We start from the raw sequence: 17,364 nt of genomic DNA, 5'->3' as shown, positions 1-17,364 counted from the left end.
CACCCTCGACAAGTCGGCTGTGGCGCATTAGGCAGTCGATAGGGTGGCCGAACGAGAAGGACACTCGGAAAGGCCGCACCCATGAGCAGAAAGACCCTGATTGCACCATCGGTGCTGGCGTCGGATTTTTCCAAACTCGGCGATGAGGTCGAAGCGGTGGCGGCGGCAGGCGCCGACTGGATCCATCTCGATGTGATGGACGGGCATTTCGTGCCCAACATCACCTTTGGCCCGCCGGTGATCAAGGCGATCCGCAACCGCACCAAGGCCTTCTTCGACTGCCATCTGATGATTGCCCCGGCCGACCCCTATCTGGCCGCTTTCGCCGAGGCCGGCTGCGACGGTTTGACCGTCCATGCCGAGGCCGGCCCGCATCTCGACCGCTCGCTGCAGACCATCAGGAACCTTGGCAAGAAGGCCGGTGTGTCGCTCAATCCGGCGACGCCGGAAAGCGTGGTCGAATACGTGCTCGACCGGCTCGACCTGATCCTGATCATGACCGTCAATCCGGGCTTCGGCGGCCAGGCCTTCATCCCGGCGGTCGTCGACAAGGTGAAGCGGGTCAAGGCCCTGATCGGCGGCCGGCCGATCCGCATCGAGATCGACGGCGGTGTTTCAGCCGAGACCGCGCCGCTGGTCACCGCTGCCGGCGCCGACGTGCTGGTGGCGGGCGCCGCCATCTTCAAAGGCGGCAGCGTCGAGGCTTATCGTCAGAACATCCAGGCGATCAGGACGGCAGCCGACAACGCAGCCGGCTGACCAGCGGTGTTCCCGCGGTCGGCCCGACATGCCGGCTAAGGTTCTGGTCCCGGGCGGGGCTTGTGAAAATCTGATGCGCAACGGCATCGGGCTGAGCGGTTGCCTGATTCGGTCTCAAGGTCCGCCGGCCTATGCCCAAAGCAGACAGTTGATCTCGCGCGCATACAAAAGAACAGAAAGACAGATTCTCCTGCGTGCATACAAAACATGTTAAGTTTCCACAGGTTGTGAAAATGCGCGGAATTACAGCATTGAGCTCCGGAATGCCGCATATTCCTTCGTGCTAAAGTACAATAGCGTGATCTTCTGCTTGAGCAGGCGAATGCTCGCGCTGTATGGTACAAGTACGAGACGGCGAATGCTTTCAGACTCGAATCGCCCAGGCCAAGTCTTGGGGACAAGGAGTCGCTATGACATACGGAGCTGCCAATCTGAACGACGACGTTGCGGGACCGAAGAGCACGCTTGCGAGTACGGTCTATCAGCAATTGCGGGACGATCTTCTCGGCGGTGTCCTTGAAACCGAGAGCAAACTGCGGGTCGAATGGGTTGTCTCCAAATATGGGGCCGGCGCCTCACCTGTCCGCGAGGCTCTCAATCGCCTCGCCTCGGAAGGACTTCTCGGCCGGCACGACCAGCGCGGCTTCTTCATCATGCCGGTCAGTGCGCCGGAACTCGAAGAGCTGACGCGCACCCGCTGCTGGCTCGAGGAGCGGGCGCTTCGCGAATCCATCGTCCACCGCACCGCCGAATGGGAAGAACAACTCGTGCTGGCGCTGCATCGCCTGGGCCGTGCGTCACGTTTTTCGCCGCAGAACCTCGTCTCGCTCAATCCCGATTGGGAGAGGCTGCATCGCATCTTTCACAGGGTGCTGATTTCGGCCTGCCGGTCGCAATGGCTGGTGGGGTTTTGCGACCAGCTCTCCGATCACGCCTATCGCTACCGGCAAATGGCCAATGATGGCGAAGGCGTCCAGCGCGACGATTTCGGCGAGCATCGCCTGATCGCCGAATGTGCCCTGGACGGCAATGCCGACGGTGCCGTCGAGGCACTGCTCAACCACTACCGGTTGACTGCCGCCATGTGCATGAAGCGCTTCGAGCAGGACGACGAAACGAAGGAACTCGCCGGCAAACGCGCTCGGCGATAGCAGTCGTTTCCTGGCGGGTCTCTTGCGCTCGTTTCTTGCGCTCAGCCTGCGTGGAGAGCGGCTGGCGTGAACTGCTGTCGGCGGGCTTGACGGCGCGGCCAAGAACCGCGAACTCTCGCCGCCGAGGCATGCCGCGACAGGCGCATGCTCAGCGCCGTAGCACCCCAGGAAGTCTTCATGAGCAATCATCTGTTCGATGCGTTCCGGTCCCGGATGCCGGCGCCAGCGCGCTTGCTGATGGAGACCGATGATGGCCGCTTGCTCACCTATGGCGATATGCTGGCCCGCTCTGCGCAGCTTGCGCATGCGCTCTTGCAACTGGATGTCGAACCCGGTGACCGCATTGCCGTGCAGGTCGAGAAGAGCCCGGAAGCGGTCATGCTCTATCTCGCCTGCTTGCGAGCCGGCGCCGTCTTCCTGCCGCTCAACACCGCCTATACGCTGGCCGAGCTGGAGTATTTCTTCGGCGACGCGGAACCACGCCTGGTCGTCTGCGATCCGGCAAGAGCGGCCGATATCGGCGCGCTGGCGGAAAAGACGGGCGCCGTCACCGTCACGCTCGGCCGCGACGGCCGGGGATCGCTGACCGATCAGGCCTCGCGGCTGCCGACGGATTTTCGTGACGTGGCGCGCGGGCGGGATGACCTTGCGGCAATCCTCTACACGTCGGGAACCACCGGCCGTTCGAAAGGCGCCATGCTCAGCCACGAGAATCTTGCTTCGAACGCGCGCGTGCTGGTCGAGCACTGGCATTTCACTGGAGACGACGTGCTGATCCACGCATTGCCGATCTTCCACACGCACGGCCTGTTCGTCGCCACCAATGTCGTCCTGATGGCCGGCGCCTCGATGCTGTTCGAGCAGAAGCTCGATCCGGCCCGCATCGTCTCGCTGATGCCGCGTGCCACGGCCCTGATGGGCGTGCCGACCTTCTACGTGCGCCTGCTGCAGCAGGATGGGCTGGCCCATGAGGCGGCAAAAAACATCCGTGTGTTCATTTCCGGCTCGGCGCCGCTTTTGGCCGAGACGCACAAGGCTTGGCGCGAGCGCACCGGCCACGCGATCCTCGAACGCTACGGCATGACCGAGACCAACATGAACACCTCGAACCCCTATGAGGGCGAGCGGCGCGCCGGTACGGTCGGGTTCCCCTTGCCCGGCGTCACGCTTCGCATCGCCGATCCCGACAGCGGCGCAGCACTTGCGCAGGGTGAGGTCGGCATGATCGAGGTCAAAGGCCCCAACGTCTTCGGCGGCTATTGGCGCATGCCGGAGAAGACCAAGGCGGAATTCCGCGCCGACGGTTTTTTCATCACCGGCGATCTCGGTATGGTCGACGCCGACGGCTACGTCCACATTGTCGGCCGCGGCAAGGACCTGATCATATCGGGCGGCTACAACATCTATCCGAAGGAACTCGAAAGCGAGATCGACGCCCTCGACGGGGTTAGCGAAAGCGCCGTCATCGGCGTTGCCCATCCGGATTTCGGCGAAGGCGTCACCGCCGTCGTCGTGCGGGCGCCGTCATCGCCGATCACCGGTGCCGAAATTCTCGGCGCCATCGCCGGGCGGGTGGCGAAATACAAGTACCCGAAGCGGGTGATCTTCGTCGATGAACTGCCGCGCAACACCATGGGCAAGGTACAGAAGAACCTGCTGCGCGACACCTACAAGGACATATACGCATCATAGTTGCGCTGGGGCAGGGGCGCCTTACTCCTTGCGCGGCCTTTCGGCCCGGCTGCCGGAACCCCACAAGGCGCGCTTCAGCAGGTTGCGCTTGCGTGGGGCGAGATTGATGTCGCTGACAAGCTTGGCGCCGCCCTCGCGCCGTTCGAGGGTGATCTTGCGGCTGTGGAAGGCTTCCAGCTCGGCCCGGTGCGCCACGCTGATGATGGTGACATCAGGCAATTCGCGGATCACCGTCGCCATCATGGTGTCCTGGCTCTTCTCGTCGAGCGCCGAGGTTGCTTCATCCAGCACGACGATATCGGGGCGGTGCAGCAGCAGGCGCGCGAAGGCGAGGCGCTGCTTTTCGCCGCCCGACAGCGTCTGGTCCCATGGCGCTTCTTCCTTGATCCTTTCGGCAAGATAGGCAAGGCCGACCTTGTCGAGGGCGGCCTTGATCTGTTTGATCGTCCACTTGTCCGCCGCCGCGGGATAGGCGACCGCGCGGCGAAGCGTGCCCGAGGGGATGTAGGGGCGTTGCGGCAGCATGAACAGTCGCCTGTCGGCGTGGAAATTGACGCTGCCGCCGCCCCATGGCCACAGGCCAGCAACGGCCCGCACCAGCGTCGACTTACCCGAGCCGGATTCGCCAGCCACCAGCACGCGCTCACCCGGTTCGATCGCAACCTCGGTTTCCTTGACCACGGAGGTGCCGTCGTCGAGCGTGACGGAGAGATCGTCGAGGCTGAGCATCGCACCGTCTTCGGTTTTGCCGTGCTGGATGCGTCCGAGCGCGTCGCTCTGCTCCGCACGCTCGAGCCCGTCGAGCGACATCATCAGCGAGGCGATGCGCCGCGCCGAGGCGTTCCAGTCGGCAAGACGCGGGTAGTTGTCGACCAGCCATCCGAACGCGCCTTGCACGATGCCAAAGGCAGACGCTGCCTGCATCACCTCGCCAAGCGTCATCGAGCCTTCGAGGAATTTTGGCGCGCACAGCAGGATCGGCACGACCGGCGCAAACAGGCTCGATCCCTGCGACACCGCCGCCGTGCGCATGTGCTGGCCCGTCAGCAGCGCCCATTGCCTGAGCACATGGCCGAAATTCCTGTCGATGCCGCTGCGCTCCTCCTCCTCGCCGCCCAGCAAGGCGATGCTCTCGCCGTTTTCGCGCACGCGCGTCAGCGTGTAGCGCAATTCGGCTTCCGCCTGGTTCTTCTGCTCGGAGAGCCGGACGAAATGGCGGCCGATGACCACCATCGAGGTCGAGGTGATGGCGGCATAGATCATCGCGGTGATGACTAGGAAGCCGGGAATGGTAATGCTCTCGCTGCCGATCGGCAGGGTGAGCGCGCCGCCGATGGTCCACAGCACGACGATGAAGGTCGAGGCCGACAGGAACGCGTTGAGGACGCCGGCGATGAAATCGACCGGCGACTCGGTGGCGATGCGCAAATCCTCGGTCATGCGGGCCTCGGGGTTCTGGTGGTCGCCGCCGACGAGGTTCAATTGGTAGTAGCGACCGCTTGCCAGCCAGCGCGCAATGACCGCGGTGGTCAGCCAGGAACGCCAGCGGCGCTGGATCGTCATGCGCAGGTAAACCTGCGCGACGACAAGGCTGCCGCTGCAGATCACCAGCGGCACGAATACCGCGCTGAGGAAGTAGACGCTGCGGGCGTTGCGCTGCTCGAGCGCATCGAACATCGAGCGGTTCCAGACATTGATGCCATACTGGAAGCCGATATTGATGCAGATTAGAAGCAACACCCCGATCGTGAACGGCCAGGCGAGCCGGTCGCCGCGCCGGCTCCAGTAACCGCGCGCGCTGATCCAGAAACGCCGCAGCAGATATTTCTTGCGCGCCTGCTCGGCCTCTTCGAGCGTCAGTTGCGGATCGGGCTCGACAGCCTCCGGTGGCGGTCCCGGCTGGCCGTCGACCTCGGGGGCAGCTTCGGCGGCCGACGGCTTTTTTTCGCGCAGCTCCTCGTGGCGTGGCCTCTGGTCACGCGGCGCTTGCTGTCGCGGCTTCAAGGCACCGCGCGGTTTGATGCCGTCGGCCTGTTTCAATTTGGGTTTCGCCTCGGACATACGCTCCGACAACGACCTCAAAATCAAAAGGTTTCATGACGTCAGCCGACTTGAACCTGAAATCAACGCAGTGGCGGAACCGGCCGCAAAAATCTTTTCGCCGCCGATCCAGACGCCCTTCGTGTCGAGATCGTCCGACAGCGCGACCATGTCCGCGGCCGTGCCGTTGGCGAATCGGCCCAGCCGGTGCGACTGGCCGATTGCTTGCGCCGGATAGAGCGAGGCCATGCGCAAGGCCTCGGAAAGCTCGACTCCGACGACGCGGTGGATGAAACGAACGGCCGAGATCATATCGAGATCGGCGCCCGCCAGTGTTCCGTCGGCCAGCCTCAGGCTGCCGTCCCTTCGATAGATGGTGCGGCCGTTGAGTGTGAACGACGTCATGTCGGTGCCGATTGTCGCCATGGCGTCGGTGACCAGCACGATTTTGCCGGGACCTTGCTTGGCGCGCAGCGCGATCTTGATCGTGGCCGGATCGACATGGATGCCGTCGGCGATGAGACCGGCCGACAAGCTGCCGATGTCGATGGCCGCGCCGACCAGTCCGGGCTCGCGATTGCCGATCTGGCTCATCGCGTTGAACAGATGGGTGACCATCGAGGCGCCGCCCGCGGCAAAAGCGCTGGCGGTGGCATAGCCGGTATCGGAATGGCCAAGGCTGACGATGATGCCGGCCTTGGCGAGTGCCGCGACGCACGCCGGCTCGACGGATTCCGGGGCAATGGTGGTGAGCAGCACCGGTAGTTTCTGCCGCGCGGCGATCAGCATCGCCTGATCTGCATCCGTCATCGGCCGGATCAGCGCCGGATCATGCGCGCCCTTGCGGGCGACCGACAGATGCGGGCCTTCGAGATGCAGCCCGAGAAACCCAGGCACCTTCTGGCGCGCCGCTGCCTCGCCGGCGGCGACAGCGGCGGCAGTGATGCCGGGCGTGTCGGTGATCAGCGTCGGCAGCAGCGCCGTCGTGCCGAAAGGCGCGTGCGCGCGGCAGATGGTCTCGATCGAAGCGACATCGGGGTGGTTATTGAGCATGACGCCGCCGCCGCCATTGACCTGCAGGTCGACGAAGCCCGGCGCCAGCACGCCGCCGCCGGTGTCGACGACGCGGATATCCGAGGCGATGGCGCCGGCGGGCAAAATGGCCTCGACGAGACCGTCGCGCACGACAAGTGCGTGGCCTTCATGCCAGTCGTCCCCATCGAAAATCCGGGCGCCAGTCAGGGCAAAGCGATCGCTCATACTGTCTCCGTCACCTTGCGAAGATTGCGCGGCGTGTCCGGGTCGAGACCGCGATGGCGGGCAAAGGCCTCGACGAACATGTAGAAGGAGACGATCAGCGTCAGCGGATCGGTCAGCGGATGGCCGGTAGCGACATGCGGCAGGCGCACGGCGCGCTGGGCTAGTGCGGAGGTGACGAACACCGGCGCGCCCTTGGCCGCCAGGCTGTCGGCGGCCTCGGCAATGGACGGTTCGGACGCATCGCGCGCGGCCAGCGCCAGCACCGGAAAGTCGGGGCCGATCAGCGCCAGCGGGCCATGCATGACTTCGGCCGCACTATAGGCCTCGGCATGCATGCCGCAGGTTTCCTTGAATTTCAGCGCCGCCTCATTGGCCATCGCCGCCGACGGTCCGCGGCCGAGGATGAACAGCGATTTCTGCTTCTCGATCGTCTCAGACAGCACGCTCATCCAGTCGCAGGCGATCGCCTTGCCGAAATGCTCCGGCAGGCGGGCAAGTGCGGCCAACAGCGCATCGTCACCGGTGGCGTGCGCCATCAGAGCGAGGCCGGCGACGGCCGAATTGATGAAGGTCTTGGTGGCCGCCACGCTGCGCTCGGGGCCGGCCAGGATATCGATCGCATAGTCCGATGCGCGCGCCAGCGGCGAATCAGCGGTGTTGGTGATGGCGATGGTCAGCGCGCCCCCCGCCCGCGCGGTTTCGGCCATAGCGACGATATCGGGGCTCTTGCCCGACTGCGAGATCGCCAGGCAGGCCGAGCCGGCGAGCCTGAGCTTGCGGCCGTAGATCGAGGCGATCGACGGGCCGACCGACGCGACGGCCAGGCCGGCGGTCAGTTCGACGGCATATTTCATGAAGGTGGCGGCATGGTCGGACGAGCCGCGCGCCACGGTGACGACAAACTGCGGGTCGCGTTCGCGGATGCCGCGCCCGGCCTCGGTCAACACGGCGCCGGAGCCGTCGAGCAGGCGGGCGACCGCTTGCGGGACCTCCTCGATCTCGCGCCGCATATGGGTCATTTCTGTCGTGCTCATGGTCGGCCCTCTTCGCTCGGCCCTGTCAGCCGCAGTTCGGCGACGAAATCATAGGCGTCGCCCCGGTAGATGGAGCGGGTGAATTCGATCACCTTGCCGCTCGCCAGATAGGAAATGCGTTCGATGTGCAGGCCGGCAATGCCTGGCGGCACTTCGAGCAGGCGCGCGTCGCTGTCGCCGAGATTGGCGGCGGAAATGCGCTGCACGGCGCGCACCGGCCGGTTGCCGGTCAATTCCAGCGCCGCATAGAGCGAGGAGCCTATATCGGCCGGGTCGGGCAACACGCTGGCCGACAGCGAGGCGCGCTCGATCGCCAGCGGTGTGTCGTTGGCGATGCGCAGGCGCGCCACGCGCGCCACGAGTTCGCTCGACGACAGGCCGAGCACCATCATCTCGTCGGGCGAAGGTGCGTAAAGGCCTCGGTCGAGCCATGCCGAACGCACAGCCATGCCGCGCCGCGCCATGTCTTCGGTGAACGAGGTCAGCCGCGACAGCGACTGTTCGACACGCTCCATGCGCGGCGCCACGAAAGTGCCGGAGCCGTGGCGCTGCACCAGGATGCCGCCCTTGACGAGGTCCTGCACCGCCTTGCGCACGGTGACCCGCGAAATATCGGCCTTGGTGGCGATGTCGCGCTCGGAAGGCAGCGCGTCGCCCGGCCCGATCAGGCCGCGATTGACCGCGTCCTCGATGCTCTTGCGAAGCTGCAGATAAAGCGGCGCGCCGCTTTGCGCCTGATGTTTGAGCGTGGCGAAGATCTGGTCGGCGGCCTCGCTCATCGAGTTGCCTCCGCGTGTCCGGCGAAAAGGCGAACCGCCATCTGCACCGCGCCGCCCAGCGCGTCGTCGAGCGGCGGCTTCAGCAGCGCCCGGTAGCGGGCAGACAGCCGCGGCGCGTAGAGCGGCGCCAGCCCGCCGAGCAGGCACAGCGGCGCGTCTTCTGAGAGGTCGAGCGCGCCGAGCGAGGCTTCGACATCGGCGACCACCCTGTCGAGGATCCAGTTGGCGACGCTGTCGCCCTTCCCGGCATGCTCGAACACCTTGGGTGCGAAGCCGCCGAAGTCACCCGGCTTGGCATTGGTGGTGAATTCGACGACGTCCTCCGGGTTGTTGCGGAACACGGCCAGCATGCTCTGCGTCAGCGGCGAACCTTCGCGGACGCCGTCATAGGCAAGCAGTGTCTGTTCGAGCAGGTCGCGGCCGATACGGGCGCCGCTGCCCTGGTCGCCAACCTGGAAGCCCCAGCCGCCGATGGCGCGCGATTTGCCTTGTCTGCGCGCCATATAGGCGGTGCCGGTGCCGAGGATCGCCATGGCGCCGTCGCCGGAGCCGACAGCGCCTTCCAGTGCGATCTCGGCGTCGGTCTCGACGCGGCTGATGCTGAACGGCAGGATCGCTTCGAGCTGCTGACGGTAGGTGCCGACATTGGCGCCGGCAAGGCCGAGAATTGCGGGAGTTCGCGGGATCAATTCCGCATCCTGCCCGGCGGCGAGGAACGCCTGCCGCGCGGCCTCGACGATGTTCGAGCGGGCGCCGGTCAGGTCGGTGCGGATGTTGGCGGCGCCGCTTTTGGCGCGGCCGATCACCATGCCGTCCGCCGTTGCCAGGGCGGCCCTGCAGCTGGTGCCGCCGCCATCGATTCCGAGCACGAAATTCACGTGATTTCTCCTCCAGGCGGATAATACCAATAAAATACCAATAGCCAAGGGTTAATTTCCGTTTCAAAAAGATTAAGCCGTATTTTATTGGAAAATCTGCGCATCTCGTCGGCTCAGCGATTTCCGACCAGCGAATTCGTTAATGCGTGTGGACAAGTGGTATTTTTTTGGTATTGTTCTGGTATTGGAGGAACCGGGATGGCCGAAACGCGCACCGAAGCGCTTCACAAAAATGCCGAGGGGCTGGATATCCAGGCCCCGGACACCGTCCTTTCCTATTTGGCCGACGCGCAGATCGAAGCCGCGAAGGTCGTGCGCCATGCCATTCCATCCATTGCCAGGGCAGCCGAAATCATCGCGGGCAGGCTGAAGAGCGGGGGCAAGCTTGCCTACGCCGCGGCCGGCAGCTCAGGCCTGATGGCACTGGCCGATGCGCTGGAGCTTCCGGGCACCTTCGGCATTCATCGTGACCGTATTGCCATCCTGATCGCCGGCGGCGCCGACGCTTTCCGCACGCTGGCCGGCGGGCCGGAAGACGATACCGAGGAGGCTGCGGCAGCGGTCGCCGAGGCGGGCCTCGGCAAGGGCGACTGCCTGATCGCCATTTCCGCCAGCGGCACGACGCCCTATGCCGTCAAGGCCATCGAGGAGGCTGCCCGCCGTGGCGCTGCCACCATCGGCATCGCCAACAACAGGGACTGTGCGCTGCTGCGCCAGGCACAAACCGCCATCCTGCTCGAAACGCCGCCGGAGCTGATCGCCGGTTCGACGCGCATGGGCGCCGGCACCGCCCAGAAGATCGCGCTCAACATGCTGTCGACGCTGACCGCAATCCATCTCGGCCATGTGCATGACGGCTACATGGTCAATCTCATGGCCGACAACATCAAGCTGCGCGACCGCGCGGCGCGCATCGTCGCCGCCGTCAGCGGGCGCGACACGGACGAGGCGGCCCGCCTGCTCGAGAAGAGCGGCGGCGCGGTCAAGACCGCCATTCTGCTCGCCGCCGGCGCCGCCAGCGCTGACGCGGCGCAGAAAATACTGGAAGAGGCCGGCCAGAAGCTGCGGCCGGCCCTTTCCGCTATAGAGGGGAGCAAGGGGCGCACTGCCTCCGTTCTCATCAAAACCGAACCTGAAAAAGGTCAACAGGGAGACTGAGCATGACAACGAAACTACTGACGGCACTGCTTCTGGGCACCAGCATTCTCGGCTCGGCCGGGGTTGCTTATGCCGACGACGTAACACTCAACATCGAAAGCTGGCGCGGCGACGACCTTGCCATCTGGAAGGACAAGCTGATCCCGGCCTTCGAAGCCAAGAACCCGGGCATCAAGGTGGTGTTCGCACCGTCGGCCCCGACCGAGTATGACGCCGCACTTGGCGCCAAGCTCGCCGCCGGCTCGGCGGGCGACCTGATCACCTGCCGCCCGTTCGACAAGTCGCTTGAACTGTTCAAGAAGGGCAACCTTGCCGACCTCTCGGCGCTGCCCGGCATGGAGAACTTCTCGCCGGTGGCCAAGTCCGCCTGGCAGACCGACGACGGCAAGGCGAGCTTCTGCGTGCCGATGGCCTCGGTCATTCACGGCTTCATCTACAACAAGGACGCCTTCGAAAAGCTCGGCATCAAGGTGCCGGAGACCCGCGACGAGTTCTTCGCCGCGCTCGAGAAGATCAAGGCCGACGGCACCTACATCCCGATGGCGATGGGCACCAAGGATCTCTGGGAAGCCGCGACCATGGGCTACCAGAACATCGGCCCGAACTACTGGAAGGGCGAGGACGGCCGCGCAGCGCTGATCAAGGGCGATCAGAAGCTGACCGACAAGGACTGGGTCGCGCCGTATGAGGAACTGGCCAAGTGGAAGCCTTATCTGGGTGACGGTTTCGAGGCGCAGACCTATCCGGACAGCCAGAACCTGTTCACGCTCGGCCGCGCCGCCATCTACCCGGCCGGCTCGTGGGAAATCGGCCTGTTCAACACCCAGGCCCAGTTCAAGATGGGCGCCTTCCCGCCGCCGGTCAAAAAGGCCGGCGACACCTGCTACATCTCCGACCATACCGATATCGGCATGGGCCTGAATGCGGCTTCGAAGAACGCCGATGCGGCCAAGACCTTCCTGTCCTGGGTCGCTTCGCCGGATTTCGCCACCATCTATGCCAACGCGCTGCCGGGCTTCTTCAGCCTGAACTCCGCGCCGGTGAAGATGGAAGACCCGCTGGCGCAGGAATTCGTCTCCTGGCGCGGCAAGTGCAAGTCGACGATCCGCTCGACCTACCAGATCCTGTCGCGCGGCACGCCGAACCTCGAGAACGAGACCTGGGTTGAATCGGCCAACGTCATCAACGGCACCGACACCCCGGACGCTGCAGCCAAGAAGCTGCAGACCGGTCTCGACAGCTGGTACAAGCCGGCCAAGTAAGCGCTCAGGCAACGAGATCGGCCGGGCGTATGCCTGGCCGGTCTCGGACTATCCTGGTTTTTCAGATTGCGATTGTCGGCACCGCCTCTCGGCCTTACCCTCGCTGTTGTGGGGAAAGGCTAGCTGACCAGTCGCAGGCCTTTGTTCTTGCCGCATCGGGCAAGAACGGTCGGGCCGTGCATCGAGGCATCATCTAGATCGATACCCTTTGGAACCGAGAGACGGCGGGGACCGAACTCATGGCCGCAGAAACACGACCGAAAAGACCGTTCCGCTGGCACATCGGCATCTTCCTGGCGCCGGCGGTGCTCGTCTACACGGCGATCATGATCCTGCCGCTCGCCGGCACGCTGCAGCTGTCGCTGTTCCGCAACATCGAGCAGCACCAGGTCTTCGTCGGGCTGCAAAACTTCCGCACCCTGTTCGGCGACCCCAACTGGTCGGTGGGTTTCTGGAACGCGCTCAGGAACAACACCTGGTTCTTCATCATCCACATGCTGGTGCAGAACCCGATCGGCGTCATGCTGGCCGCGCTGCTGTCCAGCCCGAGACTGAGATTCGCGGCCTTCTACCGCACGGCGATCTTCGTTCCGACGATCCTGTCCTTCGTCATCGTCGGCTTCGCCTGGAAGCTGATCCTGTCGCCGCTGTGGGGCGTGGCGCCGCATCTGATGGATCTTGTCGGCCTGAAAAGCTTGTTCACGCCGTGGCTGGGCAAGGAGCAATATGCTCTGACGGCGCTTAGCCTGATCTCGGTGTGGCAGTTCGTCGGCATCCCGATGATGCTGATCTACGCAGCCCTGCTGTCGATTCCCGAAGAGGTGATCGAGGCGGCCGAATGCGACGGCATTACCGGCCTGTCGCAGTTCTGGAAGATCAAGCTGCCGCTGATCCTGCCATCGATCGGCATCATCTCGATCCTCACCTTCGTCGGCAATTTCAACGCCTTCGACCTGATCTACACCGCGCAAGGGGCGCTCGCCGGGCCAAACTATTCGACCGACATTCTCGGCACCTTCCTCTATCGCGCCTTCTTCGGTTTCCAGCTGCAGGTCGGCGACCCCAATATGGGCGCGGCGATCGCCACGATGATGTTCCTGATCATCCTCGGCGGCGTCTGCGTCTACCTCTTCCTCGTCCAGACGCGCCTGCGTCGCTACCAGTTCTGAGGGGCGAGATGTCGAGCTTGAACACCCCCCTCTGGCCTGCCGGCCATCTCCCCCGCAAGGGGGGAGATTGGCAGCGTTGGCCTTGCCGGCCATCTTGCTGCGTTGGTGATTGGCGAAAGCAGTCGCGACATCCGATCTCCCCCCTTGCGGGGGAGATGTCCGGCAGGACAGAGGGGGGTGCCTTGGCGCCATTCCTTGGAAGTGTGCGTCAGGAGACCTCCCAATGAGCACCGCCACCCGTTCCGTGCCCCGCACCATCGGCGCCCACGCGATCCTGTTGACCTACACGGCGATCGCGCTGTTTCCGGTGATCCTCGTCATCATGAACTCGTTCAAGTCGCGCGCGGGCATCTTCGGCGCGCCGCTGACGCCGCCGACGCCCAAAACCTTCGACCTGATCGGCTACACGACGGTGATCGGCCAGGGCGACTTCATCCACTATTTCCAGAACAGCCTCGTCGTCACCGTCGCCTCGCTGTTCTTCGTGCTGTTGTTCGGCGCCATGGCGGCGTTCGCGCTGTCGGAATACCGCTTCCGCGGCAACTCGCTGATGGGGCTTTATCTGGCGCTCGGCATTATGATCCCGATCCGGCTGGGCACCGTCGCCATCCTGCAATTGATGGTGGTGAGCGGGCTGGTCAACACGCTGACGGCGCTGGTCCTGGTCTACACCGCGCAGGGCCTGCCGCTTGCCGTCTTCATCCTGTCGGAATTCATGAAGCAGGTCTCGGACGATCTGAAGAATGCCGGCCGCATCGACGGCCTGTCCGAATACACCATCTTCTTCCGCCTGGTGCTGCCGCTGGTCAGGCCATCGATGGCAACCGTCGCCGTCTTCACCATGATCCCGATCTGGAACGACCTGTGGTTCCCGCTGATCTTGGCGCCATCGGAGGAAACCAAGACGGTGACGCTTGGCGCACAGCTCTTCCTCGGCCAGTTCGTCACCAACTGGAATGCCATCCTAGCCGCACTGTCGCTGGCGATCATGCCGGTGCTGATCCTCTACGTCATCTTCTCGCGGCAGCTGATCCGCGGCATCACGTCGGGAGCCGTCAAGTGAACTCTGAAACACCTCTTCGCGTCGTCGTTGCCGGCCTCGGCAATATGGGCCGCAGCCACGCGCTGGCCTACCATGCCAATCCAGGTTTTCAGATCGCAGCGCTGATCAACCGCTCCGACGTGCCGCTGCCGGACAGGCTGTCGGGTTACGGCATAAGGCGCTCCTTCGATGAAGCCCTGCGTGACGAAAAGCCCGATGTCGCCTGCATCGCCACCTATTCCGACAGCCATGCCGACTATGCGGTGAGGGCGTTCGAGGCCGGTTGCCATGTCTTCGTCGAAAAGCCGCTGGCAACGACGGTGGCCGACGCCAAGCGCGTCGTCGCGGCGGCGAAGGCCAATGGCAGAAAACTGGTGATCGGCTATATCCTGCGCCATCACCCGTCCTGGATCAGGCTGATCGCCGAAGCGCGCAAGCTAAGCGGCCCCTACGTTTTCCGCATGAACCTCAATCAGCAATCCTCGGGCCACACCTGGGAGACGCACAAGCAGTTGATGCAGACGACGTCGCCGATCGTCGACTGCGGCGTGCACTATCTCGACGTCATGCTGCAGATCACCGATGCCAAACCGATCGAGGTGCGTGGCATGGGCGTGCGGCTGACCGAGGAGGTGGCACCCTCGATGTACAATTACGGCCATCTGCAGGTGCTGTTCGATGACGGGTCGGTCGGCTGGTATGAGGCCGGCTGGGGGCCGATGATTTCGGAAACGGCGTTCTTTGTGAAGGACGTCATCTCGCCCAATGGCTGCGTGTCGATCGTCATGAAGGAAGGTGTGAAGTCCGACGACATCGACACCCACACCAAGACCTCCACCATCCGCCTGCACAATGCGGCGACCGGCGCGGACGGCAAGTTTCTCAAAGCCGACGAGATGCTGTCAATGGAGGGCGAACCCGGCCATCAGGACCTCTGCGACCTCGAACAGGCCTTCGTGCTGAAGGCGATCCGCGAGGATCTGGATCTCACCAAACATATGGACGACGCGGTCAAATCGCTCGCCGTCTGCCTTGCCGCAGACGAGAGCGTGCGCAGTGGAAAGGCGGTGCGATTGTGACCGCAGAATTGTCGTCACGGGTTGCATTCGCGCCCACATTCCAATTTGGAGGACTGCCGTGGGCTCGCTGAACATTGAGAACGTGAAGAAGGCCTTCGGGCCGGTCGAGGTGCTGAAGGGCATCAACCTCGAAGTGAACGACGGCGAGTTCGTCGTCTTCGTCGGCCCGTCTGGCTGCGGCAAGTCGACCTTGCTCAGAGTCATTGCCGGACTGGAGGATTCGACCTCGGGCCGCGTCGTCATCGACGGCGCGGACGTCTCGGCCACGCCGCCGGCCAAGCGTGGCATCGCCATGGTGTTCCAGACCTATGCGCTCTACCCGCATCTGACGGTGAAGAACAATATGGGCCTTGGCCTCAAGCAGGCAGGAACGCCGGCGGCCGAAATCGAGCGCCGCATCGGCATCGCGTCATCGATGCTGTCGCTGGAGCCCTATCTCGAAAGACGGCCGGCCGAACTCTCCGGCGGCCAGCGCCAGCGCGTCGCCATCGGCCGCGCCGTGGTGCGCGAGCCAAAGCTTTTTCTCTTCGACGAGCCGCTTTCGAACCTCGATGCGGCACTGCGCGTCAACACGCGGCTGGAGATCGCGCAGCTGCATCGCCGGCTGAAGGCAACGATGATCTACGTCACCCACGACCAGGTCGAGGCGATGACGCTGGCCGACAAGATCGTCGTGCTCAATGCCGGCAGGATTGAGCAGATCGGCGGCCCGATGGAGCTCTACAATTCGCCGGCAAATGAGTTCGTCGCCGGCTTCATCGGCTCACCGAAGATGAATTTCGTCGACGGCGCCCGCCTCGGCGAAACCGCCAAGACCATCGGCGTGCGGCCGGAACATTTGACCGTCGATCCGAAATCCGGCGCCTGGAAGGGAACGGTGGTGCACGCCGAGCACCTCGGCGCCGACACCAATCTGTATCTCGATTGCGAGAAGGCGGGGCTGATTACCGTGCGCATTTTCGGCGTCTATGATGCAGAGCCGGGTGCGACGCTCTATGCGACGCCGGATCCGGCGAAGACATATAGGTTTGGGGCTGATGGGAAGGTGCTGAAGTAGGCGGGCGCAGCCCCCTCACCCAGCCTCCGCTTCGCTCGGCTGACCTCTCCCCGAGGGGAGAGGAGATTGTCAGCGCCGACGCTCACTTCTTCTCCCCAGCGGGGAGAAGGTGGCCGCGAAGCGGCCGGATGAGGGGCAGCGCAACCTCTATACGTCCGCCTTGAACGTCTGCTTCTGCTGGCCCAGCCCTTCGATGCCCAGCTCCACGACATCGCCGGCCTTCAAGAACACCGGCGGCTTCATGCCGAGCCCGACGCCGGGCGGCGTGCCTGTCGAAATAATGTCGCCGGGGTGCAGCGACATGAACTGGCTGAGGTAGGACACCAGATACTTTACGCCGTAGACCATGGTCTTGGTCGAGCCGTTCTGCATCGTCTTGCCGTTGACGGTCAGCCACATTTTGAGGTTCTGCGGATCGGCTACCTCGTCCTTGGTCACCAACCACGGGCCGGTCGGGCCGAACGTGTCGCAGGACTTGCCCTTGGTCCACTGGCCCTGGCGCTCGGCCTGGAAGGCGCGTTCGGAGACATCGTGGGCAACGCTATAGCCGGCGACATAGTCGAGCGCATCGGCCTCGCTGACATATTTGGCGGTTTTGCCGATGACCACGGCCAGTTCGACTTCCCAGTCGGTTTTCTCCGAGCCGCGCGGGATCAGCACGTCGTCATCCGGCCCGACAATGGCCGAGCTTGCCTTCATGAAAATGATCGGCTCCGGCGGCACGGTGGCGCCGGTCTCGGCGGCGTGGTCGGAATAGTTGAGGCCGATGCAGATGAACTTGCCGGTTCCGGTAACGCAGGCGCCGAGGCGCGGGCTGCCGGAAACCGCCGGTAGCGACTTGGGATCCAGCTTGGCCAGTGCAGCCAGCGATGCCGGGTCGAGCGTCTTGCCGCCGATATCGGTGACGTGAGCGGAGAGATCACGGATCGTTCCATCCGCATCGAGCAGGCCGGGACGTTCGCTTCCCACCTCGCCATAGCGCAGCAGTTTCATCTAAATCCTTC

The 17,364-nt window shown here is 64.1% G+C and carries 15 protein-coding genes; 9 read left to right on the top strand and 6 right to left on the bottom strand.

Annotated features, from left to right (window positions below; genetic code table 11):
- The first annotated feature begins 81 nt into the window (after positions 1-81).
- The 3 genes from rpe (at position 82) to NKJ04_RS01950 (ending at position 3,602) form a co-directional block, all read left to right on the top strand.
- Positions 82-759: a ribulose-phosphate 3-epimerase gene (gene rpe / locus NKJ04_RS01960; RefSeq protein WP_023810869.1), complete on the top strand. Its 678-nt coding sequence runs from the start codon at positions 82-84 to the stop codon at positions 757-759.
- A gap of 410 nt (positions 760-1,169) precedes the next feature.
- Positions 1,170-1,910 (top strand): GntR family transcriptional regulator, encoded by a 741-nt coding sequence (locus tag NKJ04_RS01955; RefSeq protein ID WP_023810868.1) that lies wholly within the window; start codon positions 1,170-1,172, stop codon positions 1,908-1,910.
- 177 nt (positions 1,911-2,087) lie between these two features.
- Positions 2,088-3,602: a malonate--CoA ligase gene (locus tag NKJ04_RS01950; protein ID WP_352673137.1), complete on the top strand. Its 1,515-nt coding sequence runs from the start codon at positions 2,088-2,090 to the stop codon at positions 3,600-3,602.
- Between the two features lie 21 nt (positions 3,603-3,623).
- Here the strand turns inward: NKJ04_RS01950 and NKJ04_RS01945 are convergent, their stop codons facing one another.
- From NKJ04_RS01945 to NKJ04_RS01925, 5 genes are read right to left on the bottom strand one after another with little or no spacing between them, the layout of a single operon-like run.
- Positions 3,624-5,663, bottom strand: a complete 2,040-nt coding sequence (locus NKJ04_RS01945) for an ABC transporter ATP-binding protein/permease (protein WP_352673135.1) — start codon at positions 5,661-5,663, stop codon at positions 3,624-3,626.
- 33 nt (positions 5,664-5,696) lie between these two features.
- Positions 5,697-6,902 (bottom strand): N-acetylglucosamine-6-phosphate deacetylase, encoded by a 1,206-nt coding sequence (nagA, locus tag NKJ04_RS01940; protein ID WP_352673133.1) that lies wholly within the window; start codon positions 6,900-6,902, stop codon positions 5,697-5,699.
- The gene (locus tag NKJ04_RS01935) at positions 6,899-7,936 is read right to left on the bottom strand and encodes an SIS domain-containing protein (RefSeq protein WP_352673131.1); all 1,038 of its coding nucleotides are present in this window, start codon (positions 7,934-7,936) and stop codon (positions 6,899-6,901) included. Before NKJ04_RS01935 ends, nagA begins: the two co-directional genes overlap by 4 nt.
- The gene (locus tag NKJ04_RS01930) at positions 7,933-8,715 is read right to left on the bottom strand and encodes a GntR family transcriptional regulator (protein WP_027040192.1); all 783 of its coding nucleotides are present in this window, start codon (positions 8,713-8,715) and stop codon (positions 7,933-7,935) included. The genes NKJ04_RS01935 and NKJ04_RS01930 overlap by 4 nt, the downstream gene beginning before the upstream one ends.
- A complete protein-coding gene (locus NKJ04_RS01925; RefSeq protein ID WP_352628926.1) occupies positions 8,712-9,593 on the bottom strand; it encodes a glucosamine kinase nucleotide-binding domain-containing protein in 882 nt (293 codons plus the stop codon). Before NKJ04_RS01925 ends, NKJ04_RS01930 begins: the two co-directional genes overlap by 4 nt.
- Positions 9,594-9,791: 198 nt before the next feature.
- Here NKJ04_RS01925 and NKJ04_RS01920 point away from each other — a divergent pair, with 198 nt between their 5' ends.
- The 6 genes from NKJ04_RS01920 (at position 9,792) to NKJ04_RS01895 (ending at position 16,360) form a co-directional block, all read left to right on the top strand.
- The gene (locus NKJ04_RS01920) at positions 9,792-10,751 is read left to right on the top strand and encodes an N-acetylmuramic acid 6-phosphate etherase (protein ID WP_352628928.1); all 960 of its coding nucleotides are present in this window, start codon (positions 9,792-9,794) and stop codon (positions 10,749-10,751) included.
- A 2-nt stretch (positions 10,752-10,753) separates the two neighbouring features.
- Complete coding sequence (locus NKJ04_RS01915) at positions 10,754-12,013, top strand: ABC transporter substrate-binding protein (protein WP_352673127.1); 1,260 nt, start codon at positions 10,754-10,756, stop codon at positions 12,011-12,013.
- A 239-nt stretch (positions 12,014-12,252) separates the two neighbouring features.
- Positions 12,253-13,182 carry a carbohydrate ABC transporter permease gene (locus tag NKJ04_RS01910; RefSeq protein ID WP_352553266.1) on the top strand — a complete coding sequence of 310 codons (930 nt, stop codon included), beginning with the start codon at positions 12,253-12,255 and terminating at the stop codon, positions 13,180-13,182.
- Positions 13,183-13,405: 223 nt separating this feature from the next.
- The gene (locus NKJ04_RS01905; RefSeq protein WP_352628931.1) at positions 13,406-14,245 is read left to right on the top strand and encodes a carbohydrate ABC transporter permease; all 840 of its coding nucleotides are present in this window, start codon (positions 13,406-13,408) and stop codon (positions 14,243-14,245) included.
- The gene (locus tag NKJ04_RS01900) at positions 14,242-15,303 is read left to right on the top strand and encodes a Gfo/Idh/MocA family protein (RefSeq protein WP_352553262.1); all 1,062 of its coding nucleotides are present in this window, start codon (positions 14,242-14,244) and stop codon (positions 15,301-15,303) included. The genes NKJ04_RS01905 and NKJ04_RS01900 overlap by 4 nt, the downstream gene beginning before the upstream one ends.
- A gap of 58 nt (positions 15,304-15,361) precedes the next feature.
- Positions 15,362-16,360: an ABC transporter ATP-binding protein gene (locus NKJ04_RS01895; protein WP_023810856.1), complete on the top strand. Its 999-nt coding sequence runs from the start codon at positions 15,362-15,364 to the stop codon at positions 16,358-16,360.
- A gap of 147 nt (positions 16,361-16,507) precedes the next feature.
- Here NKJ04_RS01895 and NKJ04_RS01890 read toward each other — a convergent pair whose 3' ends face one another.
- Positions 16,508-17,353 (bottom strand): fumarylacetoacetate hydrolase family protein, encoded by an 846-nt coding sequence (locus NKJ04_RS01890; RefSeq protein ID WP_023810855.1) that lies wholly within the window; start codon positions 17,351-17,353, stop codon positions 16,508-16,510.
- Between the last annotated feature and the right edge of the window lie 11 nt (positions 17,354-17,364).

This window comes from Mesorhizobium sp. M0618 (genome assembly GCF_040320765.1).
GTDB lineage: Bacteria > Pseudomonadota > Alphaproteobacteria > Rhizobiales > Rhizobiaceae > Mesorhizobium.
Note: the sequence above shows the minus strand (reverse complement) of the source record. Positions and strands in the feature narration are given on the sequence as shown.